Genomic DNA, 21454 nt, shown 5'->3' with positions numbered 1-21454 from the left:
TTAAGATAGAAGAGAGTGAGACGACGAACGATTTTATTTGTAAAAATCGTTCTGACTCACTCTCTTTTTTATTATTGGCGAACCAATGAAGCAGCACCAATGACACCTGCGTCATTGCCCAATTGAGCCAAGGATAATTTGGTGGAACTCGCTACTTGTGGGAAGGCATTCGCTTTGAAGACTTCTTCCACACCTTTCAAAAGGAATTCTCCAGCTGCAGAAACCCCTCCACCGATAACAATTGTAGATGGGTTTAGAATGCTAGCAATGTTGGCACAAGCTATTCCAAGGTAACGAGAGAAATTACGGTAAACAATCAAGGCCAACTCATCCCCTTCTTTAGCTAGGTCGAAAACAAGTTTAGCCGTTACATCATCCCCATCATCGATTAATTGTTTTAAACGAGCATCTCCAGCATACTCGTCTGCATAACGACGAGTCAGGTTGACAATACCAGTCGCAGAAGCAACGGTTTCCAAACAACCCGGTTTCCCACAGGTACACATAATTGGTTGATCAAAATCGACAACAATATGTCCCAATTCTCCACCGGCACCTGCGACTCCATGAATCAGATTTCCATCAGCAATGACACCACCACCAACACCAGTACCAAGAGTCATAAAGATTACATCTGGATCATTGCTTCCGGCACCTACCCATTGTTCACCAAGGGCTGCTACGTTGGCGTCGTTATCGATAAAGAATGGTATGCCGAGGCCTGCTTCCATCTGTTCTTTGACAGGTTGCAGCGTTTTCCAGTTCAGATTATATGCACCTACAACAGTACCCGCTTTACGATCAACAACGCCTGGAGATCCCATCCCGATTCCAAGGAAATTTTCAGCACTTAAGTTCAAGAGTTCCAAACGGTGTTGAATGGAAGCGATCATATCATCTACAATATGGCTACCCTCATCAAGGATGTTGGTTTTGATCGACCATTTTTCTTGAATCTCACCCGCCTGGGTCAAAATTGCAAATTTAACGGATGTTCCACCGAGGTCAATTCCAATAATTTTCTTCTCCATTTTTTCGAACTCCTTCGATTTTTCTACTAGATTCAGTATACCAAAAAACGCCCTTTATGAAAAGAGGAAAACGTTTGCTTTATTGGTGACAAGCTATGATTTCACGGATCCTTTTTTGCAAGTCTGGGATGACTTCTGCTTCAAACCAAGGATGCTTTTTAAGCCAGATATTATTCCGGGGAGATGGATGAATAATTGGAAAAAAGCTGGGGAGGTAATCCGAGTAGTTTCGAACCGTCTCCGTTAAGCTTGCCCCGTCTTGCCCTCCTAGATAGCATTTTTGAGCATACGTACCCATTAAAATAGTTAACTCTACTTCTTTTAAATGCTTCAAGCAGAGAGGATGCCATTTTTCGGCAAAACCTTTTCGGGGTGGTAAATCTCCACTTTTTCCTTTTCCCGGAAAATAAAAATCCATGGGTAAAATTGCTAATTGTCCAGAATTATAAAACCAATCCGTATCAACCCCCATCCATTGTCGGAGCCGATCCCCACTCGGATCATGAAACAAGGTCTGAATCTCTTGGGCCCTTATTCCAGGAGCCTGGCCAATGAGTACGATCTTGGCAGACGCTGGCACTTGAAATAGTGGAGCTATTCCTTGTTTCGTATACTCATGGTTCATAGCATCATCCATAATTTGACGAACCAATACCTGATTTTTCATCATTTTTCCCTTTAAAAAGCTGGGAGACCCCAGCAACTTTAACTATTCAACACTTTCATCAATTGTACCAAACCCGCATAAACAAAGGCAGAGGCAACTAAAAGGGCTGCAACACCACCTCCAACCATAGGGTGGTTGATCAGAAAGAAACCTAAAACAACCCCAAGCATACTGGACCAAAATAAATAGTTAGTCAGAATAGGAACTTCCTTGCGCAGACCTAGGGCTTGACCAAAGCGAATCAGAGAAAGCACCACCAGCCAAATTCCTAAGATCGTTGGAATGAGGACGGGAAGGTTGAGAAATCCACCAAGTAGCAGATAAGCCCCGATTAAGATTTCTAATCCCGCAGCCAGTAACAACCAAAGAGACTTTGCCAGACTCGGCAATCCTCGGTAGAAATATAAACCGGCGATTCCGTTGAACAGTACCGAAACGGATAGGAGCCAGGAGATGGTCATGAGGTTGGTCCTTGGGTTTAAAAATAGAAAGATCCCTACTGATATGGAGATAAAAGCCGAAGTCATCACTCCCCATTTACTGCCTTGATTCATCAACCAACCTCCTTTCCTTATGTCTGTTTCTACTATATAGATTTCCTATATTCTTGTCAAGAAATCTCTACAATCGTCCGCCCCAAATGCTGCCCAGCCTTAAGTTCTTGGGCAACCTCAACAACCGCCTCCAACTTCACCATTGTAACCGCCACATTCCCTGAAATTTTCCACTCATTGGCCAGTAGTGACCATATTTCTTGCCGTTTCTTTTGGTCAAGGGCAACAGAATCAATGCCAATGAGACGAATTCCTCGGAGGATGAAAGGGAGAACAGTGGTCTCCAGGTCGAGACCACCGGCATTACCACAAGATGTGACAGCACCTCCATAGGCAATCTTGGAAAGCACTCGTGATAGCACCGCTCCACCTACTGTATCCAGCACAAATCAAATTCTTGTTTTTCCAAGGATTTCCCAGATGAAACGAAATCAGAGACAAAAAGAATGTGACGAGCTCTCAGGTCTTTCACAACTGGAACTTGGTAATCTTTGCGGACCAAGGCCTGAATATTCTCATAACCTGCCTTCACCAAAAATTGTAGAGCAAGACTCCCGACACCAACACTGGATCCGGTCACCAGAATTCTAGGCTTTTGTTCTGGAGACATCCCAGCTGCTTCCAATTCTAATACAGACAAGGCTGCCGTCACACCTGCTGTCCCATAAACCATTGCATCCTTTAGACTAAGTCCTGCAGGTAAAGGAAGCACCCAGTCCGCAGGCACCCGAGCATATTCCGCAAAACCGCCAGGGTGGTTAACCCAAGTCCATATCCCGTCACCAGTACCTCTTGCTCAACCGAAAACTTGGGGTCCTCGCTAGCTATGGTCTTTTAGTTTATCTTTTATTACTGTGTTAGCTCGTCTTGCCGTACTTCAGTACTGTCTACGACTCGCTGCCTTGTACTAAAAGTAAACTAAAAGACTCTACATTATCTTCAATGGAAAAACAAAAAGCTGATTCTCTAAGGTTCGGGTTCCCAGTTTCCACAAACCTTGAGAAATCAGCTTTCTGCCCATGTTTTCCTACGATTTGGAGAAGACTTACCTTCTCAATCTAGGATAAGCATTACTCATCTAAATCATCATCGTCCTCTCCAAATAAGAGGGAATTGACGTGTAGGGTATTCTGCCGTGCCTTCTCAACAAAGTCTGCTTCCTGTCCAGTCCACAAATAGTTGAGATAAGCAATGACCATGGGCATGTTCATGCCTGCGAAGATATCAAGTGAGGCACCTTCCAATACCATGCGGCTGACAACATTACAAGGGGTTCCGCCTTGCAAATCTGCAAAGATAACGAATTCATCTCCCTCATGTGCTGCCAATATGGCTTCAACTTTTGCTTGAAAGTCTTCTGGTCCCTCGCTCTCCAAGAGTCCAACCGCATGAATATTGTCCTGTGGTCCCATAATCATTTCCGTACTTTTTTTCAACTCTGTAGCGAAATGACCATGACTGACCAAAATTAATTGTTTTTCCATAGGGACCTCATTTTCTATTTAGTTAGGATATCCATACCAATCGCTTGTCCAAGTGCTGATAGGGCAACAATGATAGCAATGACGATAAAGATAGCCTTTGTTGAAGACATTCCTTTTTTACCAAGAAGCCAGTAAACTCCACCAGCAATTAAGGCTGGTACCATCCGTGGCATAATCATATCAAGGTAATTTTGAATGTCCAATTGAACGCCAAATACTTCAGGAACTGCAGCAATTTTAACATTGATCATGGTTGCGATAAGAGCACCAACCATGAAGATCCCTAGCACTGAAGCTGCATCAGTCAAGGCTTCCAAGTGTGACTGCATGGTTGTCACAAGGGATACCCCTTCTTTATAGGCAATTTCCAATTGTTTCCAACGGAAGACGTTGATAGCCATCGAAACGGCAACCCATAGGAAAACCCCAATTGGATTTCCTTCAATCGCCATGTTAGCTGCAATCGCACCCATGATGGCTGGAATGATAGCTGCAAAGATTGCATCCCCGATCGCTGCGAATGGTCCCATCAAAGCGGTTTTAATACCAGAGACAGCATCTTTAGAAGCAATTCCTTCTTTTTCTTCCAAAGCAATATCAATACCGGTTACAATGGTGTGGAAGAAGTTGGATGTATTAAAGAACTGGGTATGAGTTTTCATCATTTGCTTAAGCTCTTCAGTACCATCTCCATACATCTTCCGCAATTGTGGAAGAATCATATAGAGGTAACCAGACGCCTGCATCCGTTCATAGTTCCAACCTAATTGGAAGGTGAACAAACTCCGTTTATTAATTTGGTTAAAATCTTCTTTGGTTAATTGGTATTTAGATTTCATCATCTTCAATCTCCTCTGTGTCGCTCGGGTCGGCTGCTGCCACTACTTTTGGTGCTTCAATGAGTTTCTTGTAGTGAATAGAGGCGATAGCAAAACCGATCAAGGCAATTCCCAAAATGGATAGTCCGTTAAATTTCGCAGTAAAGTCTTCAGACAAACCAGCTACTGCTCCACCCAAAGTTGAGGTGTATCCAAAGAGAGTGGTCAAAAGGGCAGTGATGACGAAACCACCAATCAAATAAGGGAAGTGTTTCTTAACTGGAAGGTAACGAAGCAAGATTGCAAATCCGACACCTGGAAGAGCTCCACCTGCTACAGTCAACCCTTTAGTCAACCAAGGAAGGGAAGTTTCCAAAAAGTCTACTGTTGACTGAACCGCTCCAGCTCCAAAAGTAAGAGCTAAGAAGACCGGAAGAGCACGAGAGAGAGCCCAAGGAACTGCACCGAGTAGGTAGTTCACCTCAATACCTCTATAGTTGAAATCTTCAACGTGTTTGTCAATCCGGTGAGCAAAGTAGGTGGTCATGAAACGACCCAGAACGTCAGTTTGTACCATCAAGGCTGCAACCGGTACGGCAATGGTTGAAATCGCCAATAATGGATCCATCTTAAGGGCAACTGAGAAGGCAGTTGCAAGAACAGTCCCTGAGTTGGCATCGATACGGGAAGCACCCCCGAAAGTTCCGACTCCCAAAACGGTCAATTGAAGTGATCCACCGATGAAGAGACCCGTTTGCAGATCACCCATAATTAAACCAGCCATAAAACCTGCAAATACAGGTGATCCCGCTGAAGACACAATGGTCAATTCATCCAAGATTTGGTAACCCGCATAGAGGGTTAGAAGTAAGATTTGCCACCATTGAATCATAAGTGATTCCTCCTATCTACTATTTGTTTAGCAAGGCCATGAAGTCTTCTGCCCCATCGTTTGGAACCATTTGATGGTACAATTTAACTCCTTTAGCGTGCAATTGTTTAAAGTCTTCAACATCTTTATCAGTGACATTGACACTCCGCGTAACTGAGCGAGTTTCGTCACTTTGAGACATATTCCCAACGTTAAGCTCCTCAAGTGGAACACCATTTTCAACCAATTCTAAGAAACGGTCTGGTTTACGGGCTACAATCATCAAACGTTGAGAGTCATATTTCCCAGCATTGATATTAGCTGCTGCTTTAGCAACTGGTAAGATACTAAGACGAACCCCAGGTGGGACTGCCAATTTCAATCCTGCTTTTTCAATGTCATTTTGAGCAACTTCGTCATCAATCACCATGATACGAGAAATGTTTAATTTCGATGCCCAAAGATTAGCTACTTGTCCGTGGATCAAACGTCCATCGATTCGAGTTGCGATAATTGCCATTAGTTTTCCTCCTTTTGCGCTTCCAAACCTTCTTTGATAATCGGTTTGGGTCCGAGTTGAATATTGTCTTTTATAACACCCTCACTTTCAAATAGAAGCAAGGTATTGTTCCCTTTTTTTAGAAAAGCTGCTGGTAAATAGAGGCTAAGGTAGGGCCCCACCTCCCAAAAACGCCCCAGATTGTGACCGTTAACAGAAATAAAACCCTTGCCGAAACCGCTTACATCGATGTGACAAGAAAGAGGTTCCTCTAGCTCAAATTCAAATTCATGAAATCCAGGCTGACCCTCTTCCCAATTGCCATCAAAATCCACCTTTTGTAACATCTTGTTGTCAAAGGATAACGGATACTGTTCCCATCCGGCCAAAAAGTGAAGATCCTTAATGACTCCGGTTCGGATGCCTTTTTCTTGGGTCGGAGCTAGTAACTTGTGTCCATAGTTAACCCGTCCTTGGTTTTCAATCAAGATATCCAAGCGGTCCATCTGCTCCTGCGAATGAAATTCAAAGGATTCACCAATGGTATCTTGATCTTGGATCACAACAGGGATTTGGTTAATGAACACTTGAGCCCTATCCCTCACATCGACCAAGCGATAGTATTGCGGGTAACCATCATAAGCGACTTGTTTCCGATAGAGAGTATAACCTGTTGCTTGTCCAAGTTCTTCCATAGTCATTGGATACAGGGATTTTTTACTGAATGTCAACTGATCCAAAGTAGACCAAAGCGATACACTGCGTTTCCGCTGAATAACCCTGCTCTCCATCAGAGGTTTTACCAAAGGTTCCGTCTGTTCCAAATCTGGATTCCATTGTCCAAGTGCTTCCTGTAGAAGGTAATACTTCTCCGTTGGATTCCCCACTTCATCTAGAATGGCATCATAGTCATAAGAGGTTACCTGAGGTAAATCGGTATTTCCTCGCGCTGAAGTTCCGTTCATAAAGCCAAAGTTGGTTCCACCGTGAAACATATAAAGGTTAATGCTGCCACGTTGAATGGTTTCCATAATCGCAGTGACAGTCTCTTGAGGATCACGTTGTATAATTGGCTCTTTCCAGCGATTAAACCAACCCAACCAAAACTCCATACACATGAGAGGGCCTTCAAAACTATTTTCCTTCATATAGTTCTGTAGGTTTTCAAAATTCTCCTCAGCCTTTGAGCCAAAGTTTCCGGTCGGTAAAACACCTTCTTCTAATAGTGTTCCAGACTTAAGCGTAGCTAACCAAGCTCCATCTGAGGTAAAGTAAGGCATATCCCAGCCTTGCTTTTCCATTAGCCTTTTTAGGCTTCTGAGATAGTCCTTATCTTCCCCAAACGACCCATATTCATTTTCCACTTGAAACATGAGGATATTCCCCCCACGATTCAGCTGCCGAGAGGCTAAAATTGGACCTAATTGTTGGTAATAGCGTTTTACGTAAGTTAGGAACTGCGAATCACTGGAACGAATTCGTATGTTTTTGGTCAGAAGCCAAGCTGGTAAGCCACCAAACTCCCATTCTGCACAAATATAGGGAGAGGGCCGAATCAAGGCATAGAGACCAATTTCCTGAGCCAAATCAAGAAAGGCACCCAGGTCATTCTGACCTTCAAAATTGAAGACTCCTTCCTTGGATTCATGGAGATTCCAGGGAACATAAGTCTCAACCGTATTAAATCCAAGAGCTTTAAGATTGTATAGAGAGTGATACCATTCTTCACGTGGGATACGAAAGTAATGGATAGCTCCCGATAGAATCTGGAAGGGTTCTCCATTAAGGAGAAAATTCTGGGCTACTGAAAATGTTTTCATATTTCTTCCCTCACTAGACAGAAAGCGTTTTCCTACTTTCATTCTAGCTTTTTCTTCAAATCATGTCAATATATTAGTTTGTTAGTTTTCTGAAAATTTTTCTGTCCAAGCCTGTGCTGTATCCTTTAAAACAGCATTGAGCTCTTCAATATTTTGCCGCCCCTGAGAACGGAGCCACTCACGACAAGCTTCTTCTCCATCCTGCGCATAGATACCAACTGCATCTTTCCAAGTAGCCCGCCCACATAAGACACCATTGAAATTAGAGCCGGCTTCCTTGGCAAAGACCAAGGTATCTTGGAACAATTTGGCAGATACACCTGCACTTAAGAAGATAAATGGGAGGTGACTCGCCTGTGCTTGATCTTGGAATGCTGCTTGTGCTTCTTCCTTGCTATAAACCACTTCATCTTGGTTAAAGCCCTCTACAAAGTTCATGTTGACAGGAACTTCCACTTTGAGAACATCAACTTTATAGCGATCTTTTGAAAACTCACGCATCGCTTCATTGACTTTGTGTGGTTTCAACTTAGCAAACTCGGGACCAGTCACATCGTCTAACTGAGCATCATAAGTTAAGAGCTCTAAGAAAAGAGGAATATCCTCCGCCAAACACTCACTTCCCACACGCTCGACAAAGGCATGCTTGCGCTCATTAATGGCCGCATCTTCATCTACGTCATAATAAAGGAGAAGTTTTACCGCGTCTCCACCAGCTTCCTTGATTCGCAAAACGGAAAGGTCATCAATCAGGTCCGGAAAACGGCCTGGTTCACTGGCATCATATCCCGTTTTTTCATAAGCTAAGAGTAAACCCGCCTCTTCAGCTCGTACGCGTGAAGCGGGAAGGCCGTACTCAGGATCTAAGAGAATGGAGGAAGCATAAGGTGTCAATTCTTGACTAACCAATTCCTTAAAATGCATAACTCCTTCAGATCCTAGTGATTGTCCACCCTGAGATAACATCCGTTGGAGGGCGCCACGTTGGTCAATGGCTAGGGCACCAAAAACCCCCTCTTGATCGGCTAAACGTTTGAGAGCTTCTACTTTTGTAGAACTTGGTCGAAAACTAGACATAAGAATCTCCTTTTATTTATTTTCTAAGGGATAGAGAGTCACTCCCTTGACCACCCGATTTACGGTGCCGGTAGGGGATGGCGTATCCGGTAGGTTACCAACCTTAATGGAAGCGTGCAAGGCAAAGATTTGTCCCACCAACACAAAGGCCACTGCAAGATAAGCATCTGGTAAGTTGGCGTGAACCTTATCAAAGGTCAAGTGCGTTCCATCAAACTCTTCAACCGCTCCGACTTCCACTGCAACTACCTCGAGTGCTTGTTGATCTCCTGCTAATTCTAGCAGAATGTCTCTGTCATACAAGCGTGTGTATGGATCGTTAGAAACGAAGGTAAAGATAACGGTGTTTTTGTCGACAAATGATTTAGGACCGTGTCGGAAACCAAGTGAAGAATCAAAGCCCGTTGCAATACGACCCGCTGTTAATTCCAAAATTTTCAACTGAGCTTCTCGTCCCATACCTGCATGAGCACCTGATCCAAGGTAGACGAGGCGTGTGAATGGTTTTTTTACGATTCCTTCTAAAACGCTTTCAAAACCGAATGCACGTTGTCCCAAAGCAATTACTTGTTGTACGTATTCTTTTTTTACATCCAAGGAACTTGGATCAAATACCAGTAAACTGGCTAAGGTCATGCAGGTGAAACTACCGGTCATCGCAAATCCTTGATCATTGGATCGTTCTGGCATAAGGAAGAGATAGTTGTGGCTATCACCTTGTGCACGTTGAGCCAATTGTCCTTCAGGAGCACAAGTAATGGTTAGCTGGTAAAAATCCTTGACCAGGAATTGCCCTGCTTCAACAGCTCCAATACTTTCTGGGCTGTTTCCGGAACGAGCAAAGGATACCAAGAGAGTTGGCACGTCCTCTTTAAAATATTGTCTTGGATTTGAGACAAGGTGGGTAGATGGGATCGCCTGTAGATCTAGTTGATCTTCATTGGCTACTTCTTTCAAGTAGGGCAGAATGGTATCGCCAACATAGGCAGACGTTCCCGCTCCCGTGAAGATAACACGTAACCGTTTATGTTGATTGAGTAGCCCTGCTAAGAAGTTTTGCAGCTGCTTTTCTTGTTTTTCATAAGAATCCCATAACTCTTGCCAAAGTTCCGGCTCCTGCTTAATTTCAGAGGTGGTAATCCAGGCACCGAGTTTTTCGAGTTCTTCTTTTGTTTTTTGGAACATAAGATCCTCCTATTCCAAATAGGTATTGAAGTGGCGAACTTTATAGGAAAATTGGTCACTTCGAGCAGTAGTAAAGGTCAATTCAATGATTTTGCGTTCCTGATTAAAGGTTTCGCGTCGAATATTGAGGCAGGGAGTTGAGATCGGCTGATTCAGATATTGGGTCACATTTTCACCAATCTGACCGGCTGAGAAGAGTTCATCCGCGTAAACGATTCGTTGGCCGTAGTCCTCTTCCAGGGTTTTATAAAGCCCCTTTTCCTGGATCCGCTCCTTGGTCAAGTTCGGAAAAAGATGAGCTGGTAGATAGGATGTTTCAAACATCATAGCCTCACCATCTGCTAGTCGGAGGCGTTTGATTTTGTATACCAAATCTTGTTCTTCAATATGAAGGTAAGTTGCCACTTTCTTGTGGGCCTGAACCAGTTCAAAATATTCAATCTGATCAGAGGGCTGTTTCCCCAAATTCACCATATGCTGGGTAAAATTATAGGAATCCAGAAGATTTTGTTTGCGCTTCCACAATCCTGAAACAAAAGTTCCCTGACCATGTTTACGATAGATGTAGCCCAGATCTTCCAATTCTGCTAGTGATTTTCGAACTGTGGTTCGACTGACATGAAACTGGTTGCAGAGTTCGCGTTCTGAGCTGAGTTTTTCGTGGATGCGCATTTCTCTAATCGCTTCCATCAATTGATCCGTTAGTTGCGTATGTAAGGGCATGGACAAATTCTTTTTCATGATTTCTCCTTTCCTTATGTATATTATATCCTTATTCCCTGCATTTTCACAAGGATTTTACTGGTACTTTAAACAAGTAAAAACTCGAAAATAAGACTGGTACTGTGGTATTTTGACTAAGATACCACTTTAAACTGGTACTCTACTTGCTTTCACAAATCGTGTAGGGACTAATGGATAGCCCCTCTCACACATCGGACGTGCTGTTCGGAACACTGCGGTTCTATTTCATGTTTACGAGAACACTTTCAATTTCCACATCTAGCTGTATAAAATTTTGTTCTACTTGTGCCATCCTATATTTACGAACAGCCTCCTTCGATTTACGTTTTGCGATTGCCCTCGTTATAGACCAGGAGAAAGGGGAGACAAAATCAATTTGATAGAAGCTGAAATCAATCAGGTGGATGAGACCTTCTCTAAAATATTTGATACATTTCTACGAAACAAGAAGTATATTCTCCACTCATTTGACTATCCTTATTCCAATGCACGATTGGAAGCAACCAATAACCTCATCAAAGTCATCAAGAGAAACGCATTTGGCTTTAGAAACTTTGAAAACTTCAAAAAACGCATTTATGTGAATCAGAATATAAAAAGGGAAAGTACTTATACTGTACTCTCCCGTGTTCAATTATCAACTTCTATAGCTATTGAGTAGCACTAAACAGATTCAAAAAGAATCCTTATCTGTGGTGGAATCATCCGCATATCATGCGGATGACGGAAACTTTGAGACCAAGGTACAAAGTTTAGTAGTAATTGATTCAGGAATTGAATCAATTAGCCGTTTGATAGAGGCTGCTTACGTCCGCACCACTTTCATAAGGATTCCTAAGAATCAGGATGATGCCTACACTAAAAATTCAATATAATCGCTAGTAGTATTCTAGTCACCCATTACAGTTGACAAAGAGCCAGCTTATTCAAAAGAAGAGAGATATTCATAGCGTTCATACTGATAAAGCAGGTCTTCATTTAATTGGTCCAGTTCGGATTGAAGAGGAGCTAAGGCCCCGTAGTCACTGGCATTTTCCTGCATTTGATTTTCAACTTCTTCGATTCTGGTTTCCAATTTTTCAATTTTTGCTTCAATTTCTTTCCATTCCTGCTGTTCCTGGTAAGTCATTCGCTTGGTTTGTGCACGTTCTCGTGGCTTGCTAGACTTAGTCTGAGATTCCTGCTTTTGAACAAGTTCTTGTCTGAACTTCTTTTCATCCAGATAATCTGTATAGTTTCCGAAATACTCACGAATCTGCCCATCTTCAAAGACCAAGAGTTTTGTTGAAACCTTGTCTAAGAAGTAACGGTCATGGCTGACTGTTAAAATGGGGCCGGCAAAGTGTTGAAGAAAGGCCTCTAAAACCGTCAAGGTCGCAATGTCTAAATCATTGGTTGGCTCATCCAACAAAAGAACATTTGGTTGCTGAATGAGTAATTTTAACAGGTAAAGCCGCTTCTTCTCTCCTCCAGATAATTTTCCAATTAGCGTACCATGACTGGAACGAGGAAAGAGAAATTGTTCCAAGAGTTCCGAAATACTAACACTCCCACTGGAAGTCTTCGCTTCGCTTGCGACCTGACTCAGATACTCAATCATGCGCATGGACTCATCCAGATCTTCTGCAGATTGAGAGAAATAGGCGATTTTAATTGTTTCCCCACGAATCAGTTCACCGTCACTTGGTTCCAGCTGCCCGTCAATCAGGTTTAAAAGACTGGATTTTCCAACTCCATTGTCCCCAACAATCCCAATTCGATCCCGATTTTGAATGAGAAGGTTGAAGTTTTGAAAGAGCAGTTTTTGCTCATAGCCAAAGCCCAGGTCCTTAAATTCCAGAACCTTTTTTCCAATCCGACTGGTTTCAAACTGGATTTCTAATGAATCCTTAGTCTGATAAGCAGCCATATCTTTTTTCAAACTTTCAAATCGTTTGATGCGGGCTTCCTGTTTCGTAGCGCGTGCCTGAGGCTGCCGACGCATCCAAGAAAGCTCTTGTTTATAGAGCTGTTGACGCTTGTGTTGCATACTCGCCGCTCGTTCTTCTTCGTCAGCCTTTTGAGCTACATAATCCTGGTAATTTCCTTGGTATTCCGCAAGCCTTCCTTGATCCAATTCAAAAATGCGATTAGAGACTTGATCTAAAAAATAACGATCGTGAGTAATAAAGCAAACGGTGCTGTTATTACTGGTCAGGTAATTAGCCAACCAATCGACCATATCAATATCCAAGTGGTTGGTTGGCTCGTCTAGCAGTAATAAGTCTGCCTTCCGCAAGAGTACCTGTGCCAACTGTACCCGGCGGCGCTGTCCTCCGGACAAGTCATCCACAGATGTCTGCAGATTCTCCATCCCTAATTTAGAGAGAATGGTCTTGGCTTGACTTTCCAGCCCCCAAACATCCTGTGCTTCCAATTGTGCAACCAGTTGATCCAGTCTGTCCTGCTTAGACTCCTCATAAGTTTCCATCAGGTTTTGATAGTCCTTCAATAAAGCCATCTCTTTGGGACGACTAGAAAGCACTGTTTCTAAAATACTAGCACCTGCTTGGAAATCCGGTTCCTGTGTCAGATAGGCAATCTCATAATCCGTTTTGGTCTGGAATGGACTACGATCCCCATCATAGCCAGCTACACCGCCTAGCACATCTAACAAGGTTGATTTCCCAGTTCCATTTAAACCAATCAAGCCAATCCTATCCTGTGGATGAATAATGAAAGATAAATCCCGAAACAAGACCTTATCTGCCACCGACTTGGTCAGTCCTTCCACAATATAATCAGTCATGCAGTCGCTCCTTTACAAAGGCTAGGATAGCCCCTTTTTCATTTGTTAATTCTCCCTTGACAATCGCCAACTCAACTTCTTTTAATACGTGTCCCATTTGAGGGCCTGGTTGGAACCCTTCTTCCTGAATCAGGGTCCTACCAGTGACGACGATTTCCTGTTTATCTCGAATGGTTAAGCCAGCTATGGTATCTGCTAAATACTGAGAATTGGTTTCCATCTTCATAGCAGCTCGCAGCTCTTCAGCCTGATAGAGGAGTTCTTCTTGATAGGAGTAACAATCCCAAGCGGACAGAAGTCCTTGTTCACGTTTCCTGAGGATCTCGACCATTTCCAAAACTTGTTTTTGGAAATCCCTAGAAGTCTTCCATGCCTTTAAAATAGGAGCTACTTGCTTATTTTCAAAGTGATACAGCATGGCCGCCCAAGCCTGTGCCGAACTGGTGAAACTGAAATCAGACCTGATTTTTTCCAAAAAAGAAGAGAGGGCTTGAGACTCCGATGCAAAACCTGGCAAATAGTGATAGGCTTTTGCGGCAAGAAGAGATGAAAGCCCTCTTGCCCAAGAATTGGCAAGGAGCAGTTTTTCAAATTCAATAAAGATACGCTCGATGGCAATTTTCTCAAGTAGGGGGGCACCAGCAATCATGGCTTGAAAGGTCTCCGCCTCCAAATCAAAGTCTAAAGAAGCTTGGAAACGGAAACCACGCATGATTCGTAAAGCGTCTTCTTGAAAACGTTCCTGTGCTAAACCGACAGCACGAATCAACTCTGTCTCCAAGTCCTCTAAACCATGAAAAAGATCAACCAAATTTCCTTCGGCATCCAGGGCCAAGGCATTGATGGTAAAATCCCGCCGCTTCAAATCTTCTTCCAAAGAGCGCACAAAATGAACCTGACTAGGTCTACGATAATCCACGTACTCTTCTTCTGTCCGGAAAGTGGTGATTTCATACTCCTGCCCCCCCTCTAAAACCAAGACCGTTCCGTGTTCAATACCGACATCTACTGTCCGCTCAAAAAGTTCTTTAATCTCTTGGGGATAAGCCGAAGAGGCGATATCCACGTCATGGATTGGATGATCCAAAAGCACATCTCGTACGCAACCACCTACAAAATAGGCTTGAAAACCAGCCTCTTGAATTTTGCTTAATATAGGTAAAGCCTTCTGAAATTCAGAAGGCAAACTTGTTAATTTCATAAAATACTTCCATAAATGCGAGGCTAAGACAAAAGTCTCAACCTTTCTATTTTAGTTAGTGAAATCACATTGACGCAGTGGTTGATTCAGTTAAACAGCTCAAGGAGTCAGGAATTGACTTTTTGAGTCCAGAAAACAACCTTATCAACTGCCCCACTCTCAGCATACACGAGGTAGAAATCCAACAGCTACACTGCCTGCTCCTAGATGAGTCCCGATGATGCTTCCAAAGGTTACCAAAGGAATTTCACCTGGTACACCAACCTCCTGAAGCAGCGCTTGCATCTGCAGAGCCTTCTCCTCACAGTCAGAATGGATAACTGCGACATAATAGTCCTCACCCTTAACTTCCTGGCTGACCAAATCACAGAGTCGCTTCATTGCTTTCTTCTCAGTCCTTACCTTCTCGAAAACTTCAATCTTACCTTCATCTGTAAAATAGAGAATCGGCTTGATGCTGAGAAGGCTGCCTAAGAGAGCGGCTCCGTTTGACAAACGACCACCTTTGACCAAATGGTTGAGGTCATCAACCAAGATATAAGCCTGAACCCCATCAATTTGTCTTTCAATGTTCTCAAGAACCGTAGGAAAATCTTGCCCAGCTTCAAAAGCTTCCAAAGCCGTTTTAACCATAAGTCCAAGTGGGGCACTGGTAATTTTAGTATCTGGAAAGGCAATTTCCAAATTGGAAAACTCCTCTTTCAAGAATTGGATATTTTGGTAAAAACCTGAAATCCCACTTGAGAGAAAGAGTCCTAGCACATGGGTATAACCATCCAACTCCAATTGCTGCAAGAGAACTTCCAGCTCTGCTAAACTTGGTTGACTAGTTTTTGGCAGCTCTTTAGAAGCTGCCATTTTTTCATAAAATTCTTCCGCAGTCAGATTTTTGCCTTCTAGATAAGTCTCCCCATCAATGAGGACTGGAATATCTAGAACAAACAAATTCTTTGCATCTGTCAAACCTGTTAAGTAGGCAGACGCATCGGTAATCACTGCAACTTTCATCATTTTTTAAAACTCCAAATTAATGCCTGGCATATCCAAGGCAATTTCTGTTACTTCATAAGTCAAGCGGTTCAACATTCCAAGACTCGGTTCTGCCAATTGTTGAACCTCAGCATGTTCCAATTCATTCGGTTCATTGATAAAACGGTCCTGTACATGATTGGTTTGAGAAATAACTCCACTAATTACAAAGGTATCGAAAACAACCATAAAACTCACTATGACAACCATAGAGGTTTTTTGACTCGCTTCATCACGACTAATGAGCTGGAAATTAACGTCAATCTTTGTCTCAGGAGCACCATTTTCCTTCTCCCATTCAAAGTTACGAGCATCATAATGGTATTGACTTACAAAAATTTTATCACGAACTAATTCCATGGACTTTTCTCCTTACAAAAATGCTAGTTCTATTATAGCACTTGGGCTTTCATTTGTCTTGGTTATCTCAAATTTATAGACACTTTTCAATATTATGTTTTCTATTTATGAAAAAATGACCTTTCTTTTCAGAAAAGTCATTTTCCCATTTTTAATTTGTTTTTTTCAAGTATCCATATAGGAAACCGGAAACCACTGCTCCGATAAGGATAAAGACAAGGTAAAGGAATGGGTTTGAAGTAAGGGCAACGACGAAGATTCCTCCATGAGGTGCCATTAGCTTAATTCCTGCTAGACCAACTAATCCTCCAGCAAGAGCTGAACCGGCCACGAAGCTTGGAATAGCGCGTGCTGGATCAGCTGCCGCAAATGGAATGGCACCTTCTGTAATAAAGGATAGACCCATGATAATATTGGTCAAACCAGAGTTGCGTTCTTCCTCACTAAATTTATTTTTAAAGAGCAAGGTAGCCACAAAGATGGCCAATGGTGGAACCATACCACCTGCCATGACAGCAGCCATCACTACGGAACCGCCTGTTGCAACACTAGCTGCCAAGGTACCCGTACCAAAGATGTATGCAGCCTTATTGAATGGTCCACCCATATCGATGGCCATCATACCACCAACAACAAGCCCTACAAGGACCGCTGAGCTGCCTGATAAGCCTTCCAAGAAATTGTTCAGACCAGTGTTAATCGCCGCCATAGGAATATTGACAAAGAGCATCAGGAATCCAGTCAAACCAATTCCCAACAGTGGGAAAAGCAGAATAGACTTGATTCCTTCCAAGGGACGTGGCAAGTTGGCCAAGGCTTTTTTCAAGAAGTTTACAACGTAACCGGCCAAGAATCCACCTACCAAAGCTCCAAGGAAACCTGAGGAAACTCCGCTTAGGGCTAGGCTAGCCTCTCCACCAGCAGCGAAGGGAACGTGGCCCCAAGCCGCACCTGAGGATGCCAAAGCACCCGCCACAAATCCGGCTGCCAAGCCAGGTTTTTCCGCAATAGAATAAGCAATATAACCAGCCAAAACTGGAAGCATGAAGCCAAAGGCTGCTCCACCGATTTCCTTAAATAAGGCAGAGATTTGATGGTAAGAACCAAGGCTAGCCAATTGATCTTGAGGTACACCCAACATTTGGTCAAAGAGGAAGGCCAAGGCAATCAGAATCCCACCACCGATTACAAATGGCAACATCTGACTAACCCCACTCATCAAGTGTTTGTAGAGGTTCGAACCACCAGAGGAGGCAGCTGAAGGAGCCGCTTCTGGACTAGCTTCATAGACAGGAGTTGCTGGGTCCAAGGCCAACTGAATCAATTCTTCCGTTTTACGAATACCATCTGCAACAGGACGGTTCACAAGTGGTTTGCCGGCAAAACGAGCCATTTCAACAGCCTTATCTGCAGCAATGATGACTCCCTTAGCACGCGCAATGTCATCAGCTGTCAAAGCATTTCCAACCCCACTGGCACCATTGGTTTCAACTTTAATACCAATACCCATCTCAGCAGCTTGTTTTTGAAGCGCTTCTTGGGCCATGTAAGTGTGAGCAATACCAGTTGTACAAGCAGTTACCGCAACCAAGAAATCTGCATCTTGATCGACTTCAGCCACTGGAGCTGCATCCGCTTCTTCTTTTTCATCAAAGAGGGCTAGCACTTGTTCAGGATTAGATACCTGACGTAATTGTGCTGCAAATCCATCTTGCAACAAATATTTGGACAAATCAGCAAGGGCAGCCAAGTGAGTGTCGTTGGCACCTTCTGGAGCCGCAATCATGAAGAAAAGTTTGGTTGGCTGACCATCCAGACTCTCATAGTCCAAACCAGTAGCAGACTTAGCAAAGAGAACAACCGCCTCTTTCACAGCTGCATTTTTACTATGCGGCATAGCGATACCGTCTCCAAGTCCTGTTGAAGTTTGCGCTTCACGGGCCATAATGCCATCTTTGAAAACTTGGAAATCTGTTACATATCCATGATCCACCAAGGACTGAATCATTTCATCAATCGCTGCTTCCTTGCTTTGAGCTTGCAAGTCCAGCAGCATCACTTCTGGCTTCAATAAATCTTGAATTTTCATCTTTTTTCTACCTCCACTTGTTGGTACATTTCTTGAATATAGGCGGCGCTTGCTAAATCATCTGAGAAAGTTGTAGCTGTACCACAGGCCACCCCCCATTTGAAGGCTTCCAGGGCATCTCCGGTTTCCGCATAAGCACCCGTAAAGCCAGCAACCATTGAATCTCCTGCTCCCACAGAATTTTTCACCACTCCTTTGATCGGCTTGGCGAAGTAAGCTTCATCAGCAGTTACCAGCAAGGCTCCGTCACCAGCCATCGAAATAATCACATGCTGAGCCCCTGCCTGAATGAGTCTTCCAGCATATTCTTGAATTTCATCTAAATCCTTCAACTCCTTCCCATAAATGGCTCCCAATTCATGATTATTGGGTTTAACCAAAAGGGGTTGATGGTCCAGCGAATCAATCAGAGTCTGACCTTCAAAATCGCAGACAACTTCTGCACCGGTCTCTCGGGTAAGGGCAATCAAATCTTTGTAAATGGCATTGCCAAGATTGGCTGGGCTAGACCCTGCAAATACGACCGTGTCGTCTGCAGATAGGCTAGATAGCAGTGCTTTTAAATCCTCCAAGGAATCCGTGTCAATGTCTGGACCTGGACCATTGATTTCAGTTTCCTGATCCGCTTTTACCTTGACATTTATCCGTGTATCCCCAGCTACTTGGATAAAGCTATGAGCGATTCCTTCCTGGTCTAAAACATCAGTGATAAAACGACCTGTAAAACCTCCTATAAAACCGGTGGCTTTGTTGGTTTTCCCAAAACGTTGAAGGATCCGACTCACATTAATTCCCTTACCACCCGCAAATTTATCATCCGATTGCATACGATTAACGTGACCAAGATCCAGTTGATCCAGACGGACAATAAAATCAATGGAGGGATTGAGTGTTACTGTATAAATCATACTTCAAGTACCTCTGTTTTCTCTACTAATCGTTTCACGAGAGAAGAATTTGACTCTGACGTCACGATGGTTGCTGTCTCAACTCCTGCAACTTTTACAAAAGCAGTCTGATAGTATTTGGAAGGATCTACCAAGACATAGACCTTTGATGTATTCTGAAGGACAGCCCTTTTAAGCGCCGCTTCTTCAGGGTCTGGTGTGTAGAACCAATCTTGGTCTAACCCATTCATCCCCATGAAAGCTCGATCAAAATTCAAAGCTTGAACCTGTTCCAAAGTCGACGCGCCGATACAAGCATCAGTCGTCTCTTTAATCTGCCCCCCAATCATTAGGGTCGGCACATGTAAATCAACCAAGCGAGCAGCATGGTGAATCGAATTGGTCACTACCCGAATGGATTTTTGAGCCAAGCCTTCAATTAAAAAGGCAGTCGTTGTCCCAGCATCCAAAAAAATCGTTTCTCCATCTAGGACCTGCTTTAAAGCACCGTTAGCAATAGCTTGCTTTTCAGGAACATGCTTGATGGCTTTCTCCTGCATACTTTCTTCCTTGGAAAGAAAGCGGAGGTGTTCAGCCCCACCATGAACCCGTTTCAACAAGCCTTGACTTTCCAGCTCAGCCAAATCACGCCGAATGGTCGATTCTGACGTTTGCAATAACTCTTGCAGAAAGTCTAAACTGACAAAGCCTTGACCTCTTAATTCTTCACGAATTCGATGATGACGTTCTTCTTTTAGAATAAGACTCCCTCCTTATGAAATCGATTACAAAAACTATTATACTCTAAAAATTTTCAATGTCAATCAATTTCAGTCAAAAACTTTCATTTGTCTTCCTCCAATTACTCACCCCACTTACCAAATGCCTCTTTCCAACCTCTCGTTGGTGGTATCCATAACTTCAGACAACTCAAAAAGAACCAGCTGTCAATCTGGGATCATCCAACTTTTTCCCAAGCACTATGGTTTAAATTGACAAAACAAACAATTACAAGTAGTATGGAGATACATAAGAAATAGCTTTCGGACAAGCTCAAGGGCCCCGATTGCGAATTGCATCTCCAGTTAGAGGTGCTTTTTTGCTCAAAGAATTTTAAAACAACAGATGATTGGTGTATTGTTTTAGAAAGAGTATTTCTTTTTATTTTTTGTTAAAATGAAAAAAGAACCCCTAGAAATAAAGAAAAAGGAGATCTCATGTCTGAGATTTATGACATTACCATTATTGGCGGTGGCCCCGTAGGCCTCTTTGCTGCCTTCTACGCCAACCTCCGAGAAGCCAAAGTCAAACTCATTGATTCCTTGGAACAGCTAGGAGGGCAACCATCCATCCTCTACCCCGAAAAAACCATTCTCGATCTACCAGGTTTTCCCTCGATCACAGGACAAGGTTTAACGGAGAACCTGATCGCCCAACTGAATACATTTGAAACTGAAATCTGTTTAGGCGAAACCTTATTGGAAATAGAACACAAGACTGACCACTATCGACTTGTCACAAGCAAAGCGGAGCATCTGTCAAAAACGGTCATTATCGCCATAGGCGGTGGGGCGTTTAAAGCTCGTCCTTTAGATATTGAAGGAGCTGAGAATTTTGACAATGTTCACTACCATGTTCAAAATATGGAACAATTCAAGGATAAAAAAGTAACCATTCTTGGAGGTGGGGATTCTGCAGTCGATTGGGCTCTGGCCTTTGAAAAAATTGCGGACACAACCCTCATCCACCGCCGAGACAACTTCCGAGCCCTGGAACATTCCGTCACCAACCTCAAGGCCTCCAAGGTCCACATCAAGACCCCTTATATCCCATACGGACTTGAAGGAAAAGATGGCAAAGCTACCCACCTGCATGTAGCCCACAGCAAAAGTAAAGAAACTCACCCCATCGAGGTTGATCACATTTTTGTGAACTATGGATTTAAATCATCAATCGGAAATCTCAAGGAGTGGGACTTAGAGCTTGAGCGAAATAAAATCGTAGTCAATACTAAGCTCGAAACCAACCGTCCTGGTATCTATGCCATCGGAGATTGCTGTACCTATCCTGGTAAGGCAGCTATGATTGCAACAGGATTCGGAGAAGCCCCTACTGCTATCAATAACGCAGTTCATTTCATCGATCCCAAACAAAAAGTCCAACCCAAACACTCCACAAGTATGTAATCAAAACCACCCGTGAAAACGGGTGGTTTGTTCTTCGGCTGAAAGCCTCTATTACCGGCCAAAACCTAAAGGCTTGTCCGAATGGTCTCCCTTATGCACCACTTCTCCAGCTGACCCGGCTAGCGGGTCCCTTTCTGGTCCACTTCCTTATATTTTTCTGACCC

The 21454-nt window shown here is 43.3% G+C and carries 21 protein-coding genes and 1 pseudogene; 2 read left to right on the top strand and 20 right to left on the bottom strand.

What is annotated here, in order from left to right; translation table 11 throughout:
* Positions 1 to 71: 71 nt before the first annotated feature.
* The 13 genes from JEQ21_RS00110 to JEQ21_RS00050 form a co-directional block, all read right to left on the bottom strand.
* Positions 72 to 1031 (bottom strand): ROK family glucokinase, encoded by a 960-nt coding sequence (locus tag JEQ21_RS00110; RefSeq protein ID WP_199363469.1) that lies wholly within the window; start codon positions 1029 to 1031, stop codon positions 72 to 74.
* A 79-nt stretch (positions 1032 to 1110) separates the two neighbouring features.
* On the bottom strand, positions 1111 to 1701 hold the full coding sequence (locus JEQ21_RS00105) for a uracil-DNA glycosylase family protein (protein ID WP_199363468.1): 591 nt from the start codon (positions 1699 to 1701) through the stop codon (positions 1111 to 1113).
* 35 nt (positions 1702 to 1736) lie between these two features.
* Positions 1737 to 2252: a DUF308 domain-containing protein gene (locus tag JEQ21_RS00100; protein ID WP_199363467.1), complete on the bottom strand. Its 516-nt coding sequence runs from the start codon at positions 2250 to 2252 to the stop codon at positions 1737 to 1739.
* A gap of 56 nt (positions 2253 to 2308) precedes the next feature.
* The gene (locus tag JEQ21_RS00095) at positions 2309 to 2638 is read right to left on the bottom strand and encodes a hypothetical protein (RefSeq protein WP_199363466.1); all 330 of its coding nucleotides are present in this window, start codon (positions 2636 to 2638) and stop codon (positions 2309 to 2311) included.
* The gene (locus JEQ21_RS00090; protein WP_199363465.1) at positions 2623 to 2925 is read right to left on the bottom strand and encodes a hypothetical protein; all 303 of its coding nucleotides are present in this window, start codon (positions 2923 to 2925) and stop codon (positions 2623 to 2625) included. Before JEQ21_RS00090 ends, JEQ21_RS00095 begins: the two co-directional genes overlap by 16 nt.
* A gap of 397 nt (positions 2926 to 3322) precedes the next feature.
* Positions 3323 to 3736, bottom strand: a complete 414-nt coding sequence (locus tag JEQ21_RS00085) for a PTS sugar transporter subunit IIA (protein ID WP_196091121.1) — start codon at positions 3734 to 3736, stop codon at positions 3323 to 3325.
* A 14-nt stretch (positions 3737 to 3750) separates the two neighbouring features.
* Positions 3751 to 4578: a PTS system mannose/fructose/sorbose family transporter subunit IID gene (locus JEQ21_RS00080; RefSeq protein ID WP_196091122.1), complete on the bottom strand. Its 828-nt coding sequence runs from the start codon at positions 4576 to 4578 to the stop codon at positions 3751 to 3753.
* The gene (locus tag JEQ21_RS00075; RefSeq protein ID WP_196966696.1) at positions 4565 to 5446 is read right to left on the bottom strand and encodes a PTS mannose/fructose/sorbose/N-acetylgalactosamine transporter subunit IIC; all 882 of its coding nucleotides are present in this window, start codon (positions 5444 to 5446) and stop codon (positions 4565 to 4567) included. The genes JEQ21_RS00080 and JEQ21_RS00075 overlap by 14 nt, the downstream gene beginning before the upstream one ends.
* A gap of 19 nt (positions 5447 to 5465) precedes the next feature.
* Entirely contained in the window at positions 5466 to 5945 is a 480-nt protein-coding gene (locus JEQ21_RS00070) for a PTS system mannose/fructose/N-acetylgalactosamine-transporter subunit IIB (protein ID WP_196091124.1), read from the bottom strand.
* A complete protein-coding gene (locus tag JEQ21_RS00065) occupies positions 5945 to 7744 on the bottom strand; it encodes a glycoside hydrolase family 35 protein (RefSeq protein ID WP_199363464.1) in 1800 nt (599 codons plus the stop codon). Before JEQ21_RS00065 ends, JEQ21_RS00070 begins: the two co-directional genes overlap by 1 nt.
* Positions 7745 to 7825: 81 nt before the next feature.
* Complete coding sequence (lacD, locus tag JEQ21_RS00060; protein ID WP_199363463.1) at positions 7826 to 8821, bottom strand: tagatose-bisphosphate aldolase; 996 nt, start codon at positions 8819 to 8821, stop codon at positions 7826 to 7828.
* A 12-nt stretch (positions 8822 to 8833) separates the two neighbouring features.
* On the bottom strand, positions 8834 to 10006 hold the full coding sequence (gene agaS / locus JEQ21_RS00055; protein ID WP_199363462.1) for an SIS domain-containing protein: 1173 nt from the start codon (positions 10004 to 10006) through the stop codon (positions 8834 to 8836).
* A gap of 9 nt (positions 10007 to 10015) precedes the next feature.
* Positions 10016 to 10747 (bottom strand): GntR family transcriptional regulator, encoded by a 732-nt coding sequence (locus JEQ21_RS00050; protein WP_199363461.1) that lies wholly within the window; start codon positions 10745 to 10747, stop codon positions 10016 to 10018.
* Between the two features lie 379 nt (positions 10748 to 11126).
* On the opposite strand from JEQ21_RS00050, the pseudogene JEQ21_RS00045 reads away from it, so the two are divergent.
* Positions 11127 to 11411, top strand: a pseudogene (locus JEQ21_RS00045) (transposase); the annotation flags it as partial.
* Positions 11412 to 11672: 261 nt separating this feature from the next.
* Here JEQ21_RS00045 and JEQ21_RS00040 read toward each other — a convergent pair.
* The 7 genes from JEQ21_RS00040 to JEQ21_RS00010 form a co-directional block, all read right to left on the bottom strand.
* A complete protein-coding gene (locus JEQ21_RS00040; RefSeq protein ID WP_199363459.1) occupies positions 11673 to 13538 on the bottom strand; it encodes an ABC-F family ATP-binding cassette domain-containing protein in 1866 nt (621 codons plus the stop codon).
* On the bottom strand, positions 13531 to 14739 hold the full coding sequence (locus tag JEQ21_RS00035) for a CCA tRNA nucleotidyltransferase (RefSeq protein WP_199363458.1): 1209 nt from the start codon (positions 14737 to 14739) through the stop codon (positions 13531 to 13533). Before JEQ21_RS00035 ends, JEQ21_RS00040 begins: the two co-directional genes overlap by 8 nt.
* 159 nt (positions 14740 to 14898) lie before the next feature.
* The gene (locus JEQ21_RS00030; RefSeq protein WP_199363516.1) at positions 14899 to 15747 is read right to left on the bottom strand and encodes a DegV family protein; all 849 of its coding nucleotides are present in this window, start codon (positions 15745 to 15747) and stop codon (positions 14899 to 14901) included.
* Between the two features lie 6 nt (positions 15748 to 15753).
* Positions 15754 to 16128 (bottom strand): DUF1149 family protein, encoded by a 375-nt coding sequence (locus JEQ21_RS00025; RefSeq protein WP_196091131.1) that lies wholly within the window; start codon positions 16126 to 16128, stop codon positions 15754 to 15756.
* 151 nt (positions 16129 to 16279) lie between these two features.
* A complete protein-coding gene (locus JEQ21_RS00020) occupies positions 16280 to 18217 on the bottom strand; it encodes a PTS fructose transporter subunit IIABC (protein ID WP_199363457.1) in 1938 nt (645 codons plus the stop codon).
* Positions 18214 to 19125 (bottom strand): 1-phosphofructokinase, encoded by a 912-nt coding sequence (pfkB, locus tag JEQ21_RS00015; protein WP_199363456.1) that lies wholly within the window; start codon positions 19123 to 19125, stop codon positions 18214 to 18216. Before pfkB ends, JEQ21_RS00020 begins: the two co-directional genes overlap by 4 nt.
* Positions 19122 to 19865 (bottom strand): DeoR/GlpR family DNA-binding transcription regulator, encoded by a 744-nt coding sequence (locus JEQ21_RS00010; protein WP_199363515.1) that lies wholly within the window; start codon positions 19863 to 19865, stop codon positions 19122 to 19124. The genes pfkB and JEQ21_RS00010 overlap by 4 nt, the downstream gene beginning before the upstream one ends.
* A 456-nt stretch (positions 19866 to 20321) precedes the next feature.
* Here JEQ21_RS00010 and JEQ21_RS00005 point away from each other — a divergent pair, with 456 nt between their 5' ends.
* Positions 20322 to 21290 (top strand): NAD(P)/FAD-dependent oxidoreductase, encoded by a 969-nt coding sequence (locus JEQ21_RS00005; protein WP_199363455.1) that lies wholly within the window; start codon positions 20322 to 20324, stop codon positions 21288 to 21290.
* Positions 21291 to 21454 lie beyond the last annotated feature (164 nt).

The sequence above is a fragment of the Streptococcus sp. 121 genome (assembly GCF_016458205.1).
GTDB lineage: Bacteria > Bacillota > Bacilli > Lactobacillales > Streptococcaceae > Streptococcus.
Note: the sequence above shows the minus strand (reverse complement) of the source record. Positions and strands in the feature narration are given on the sequence as shown.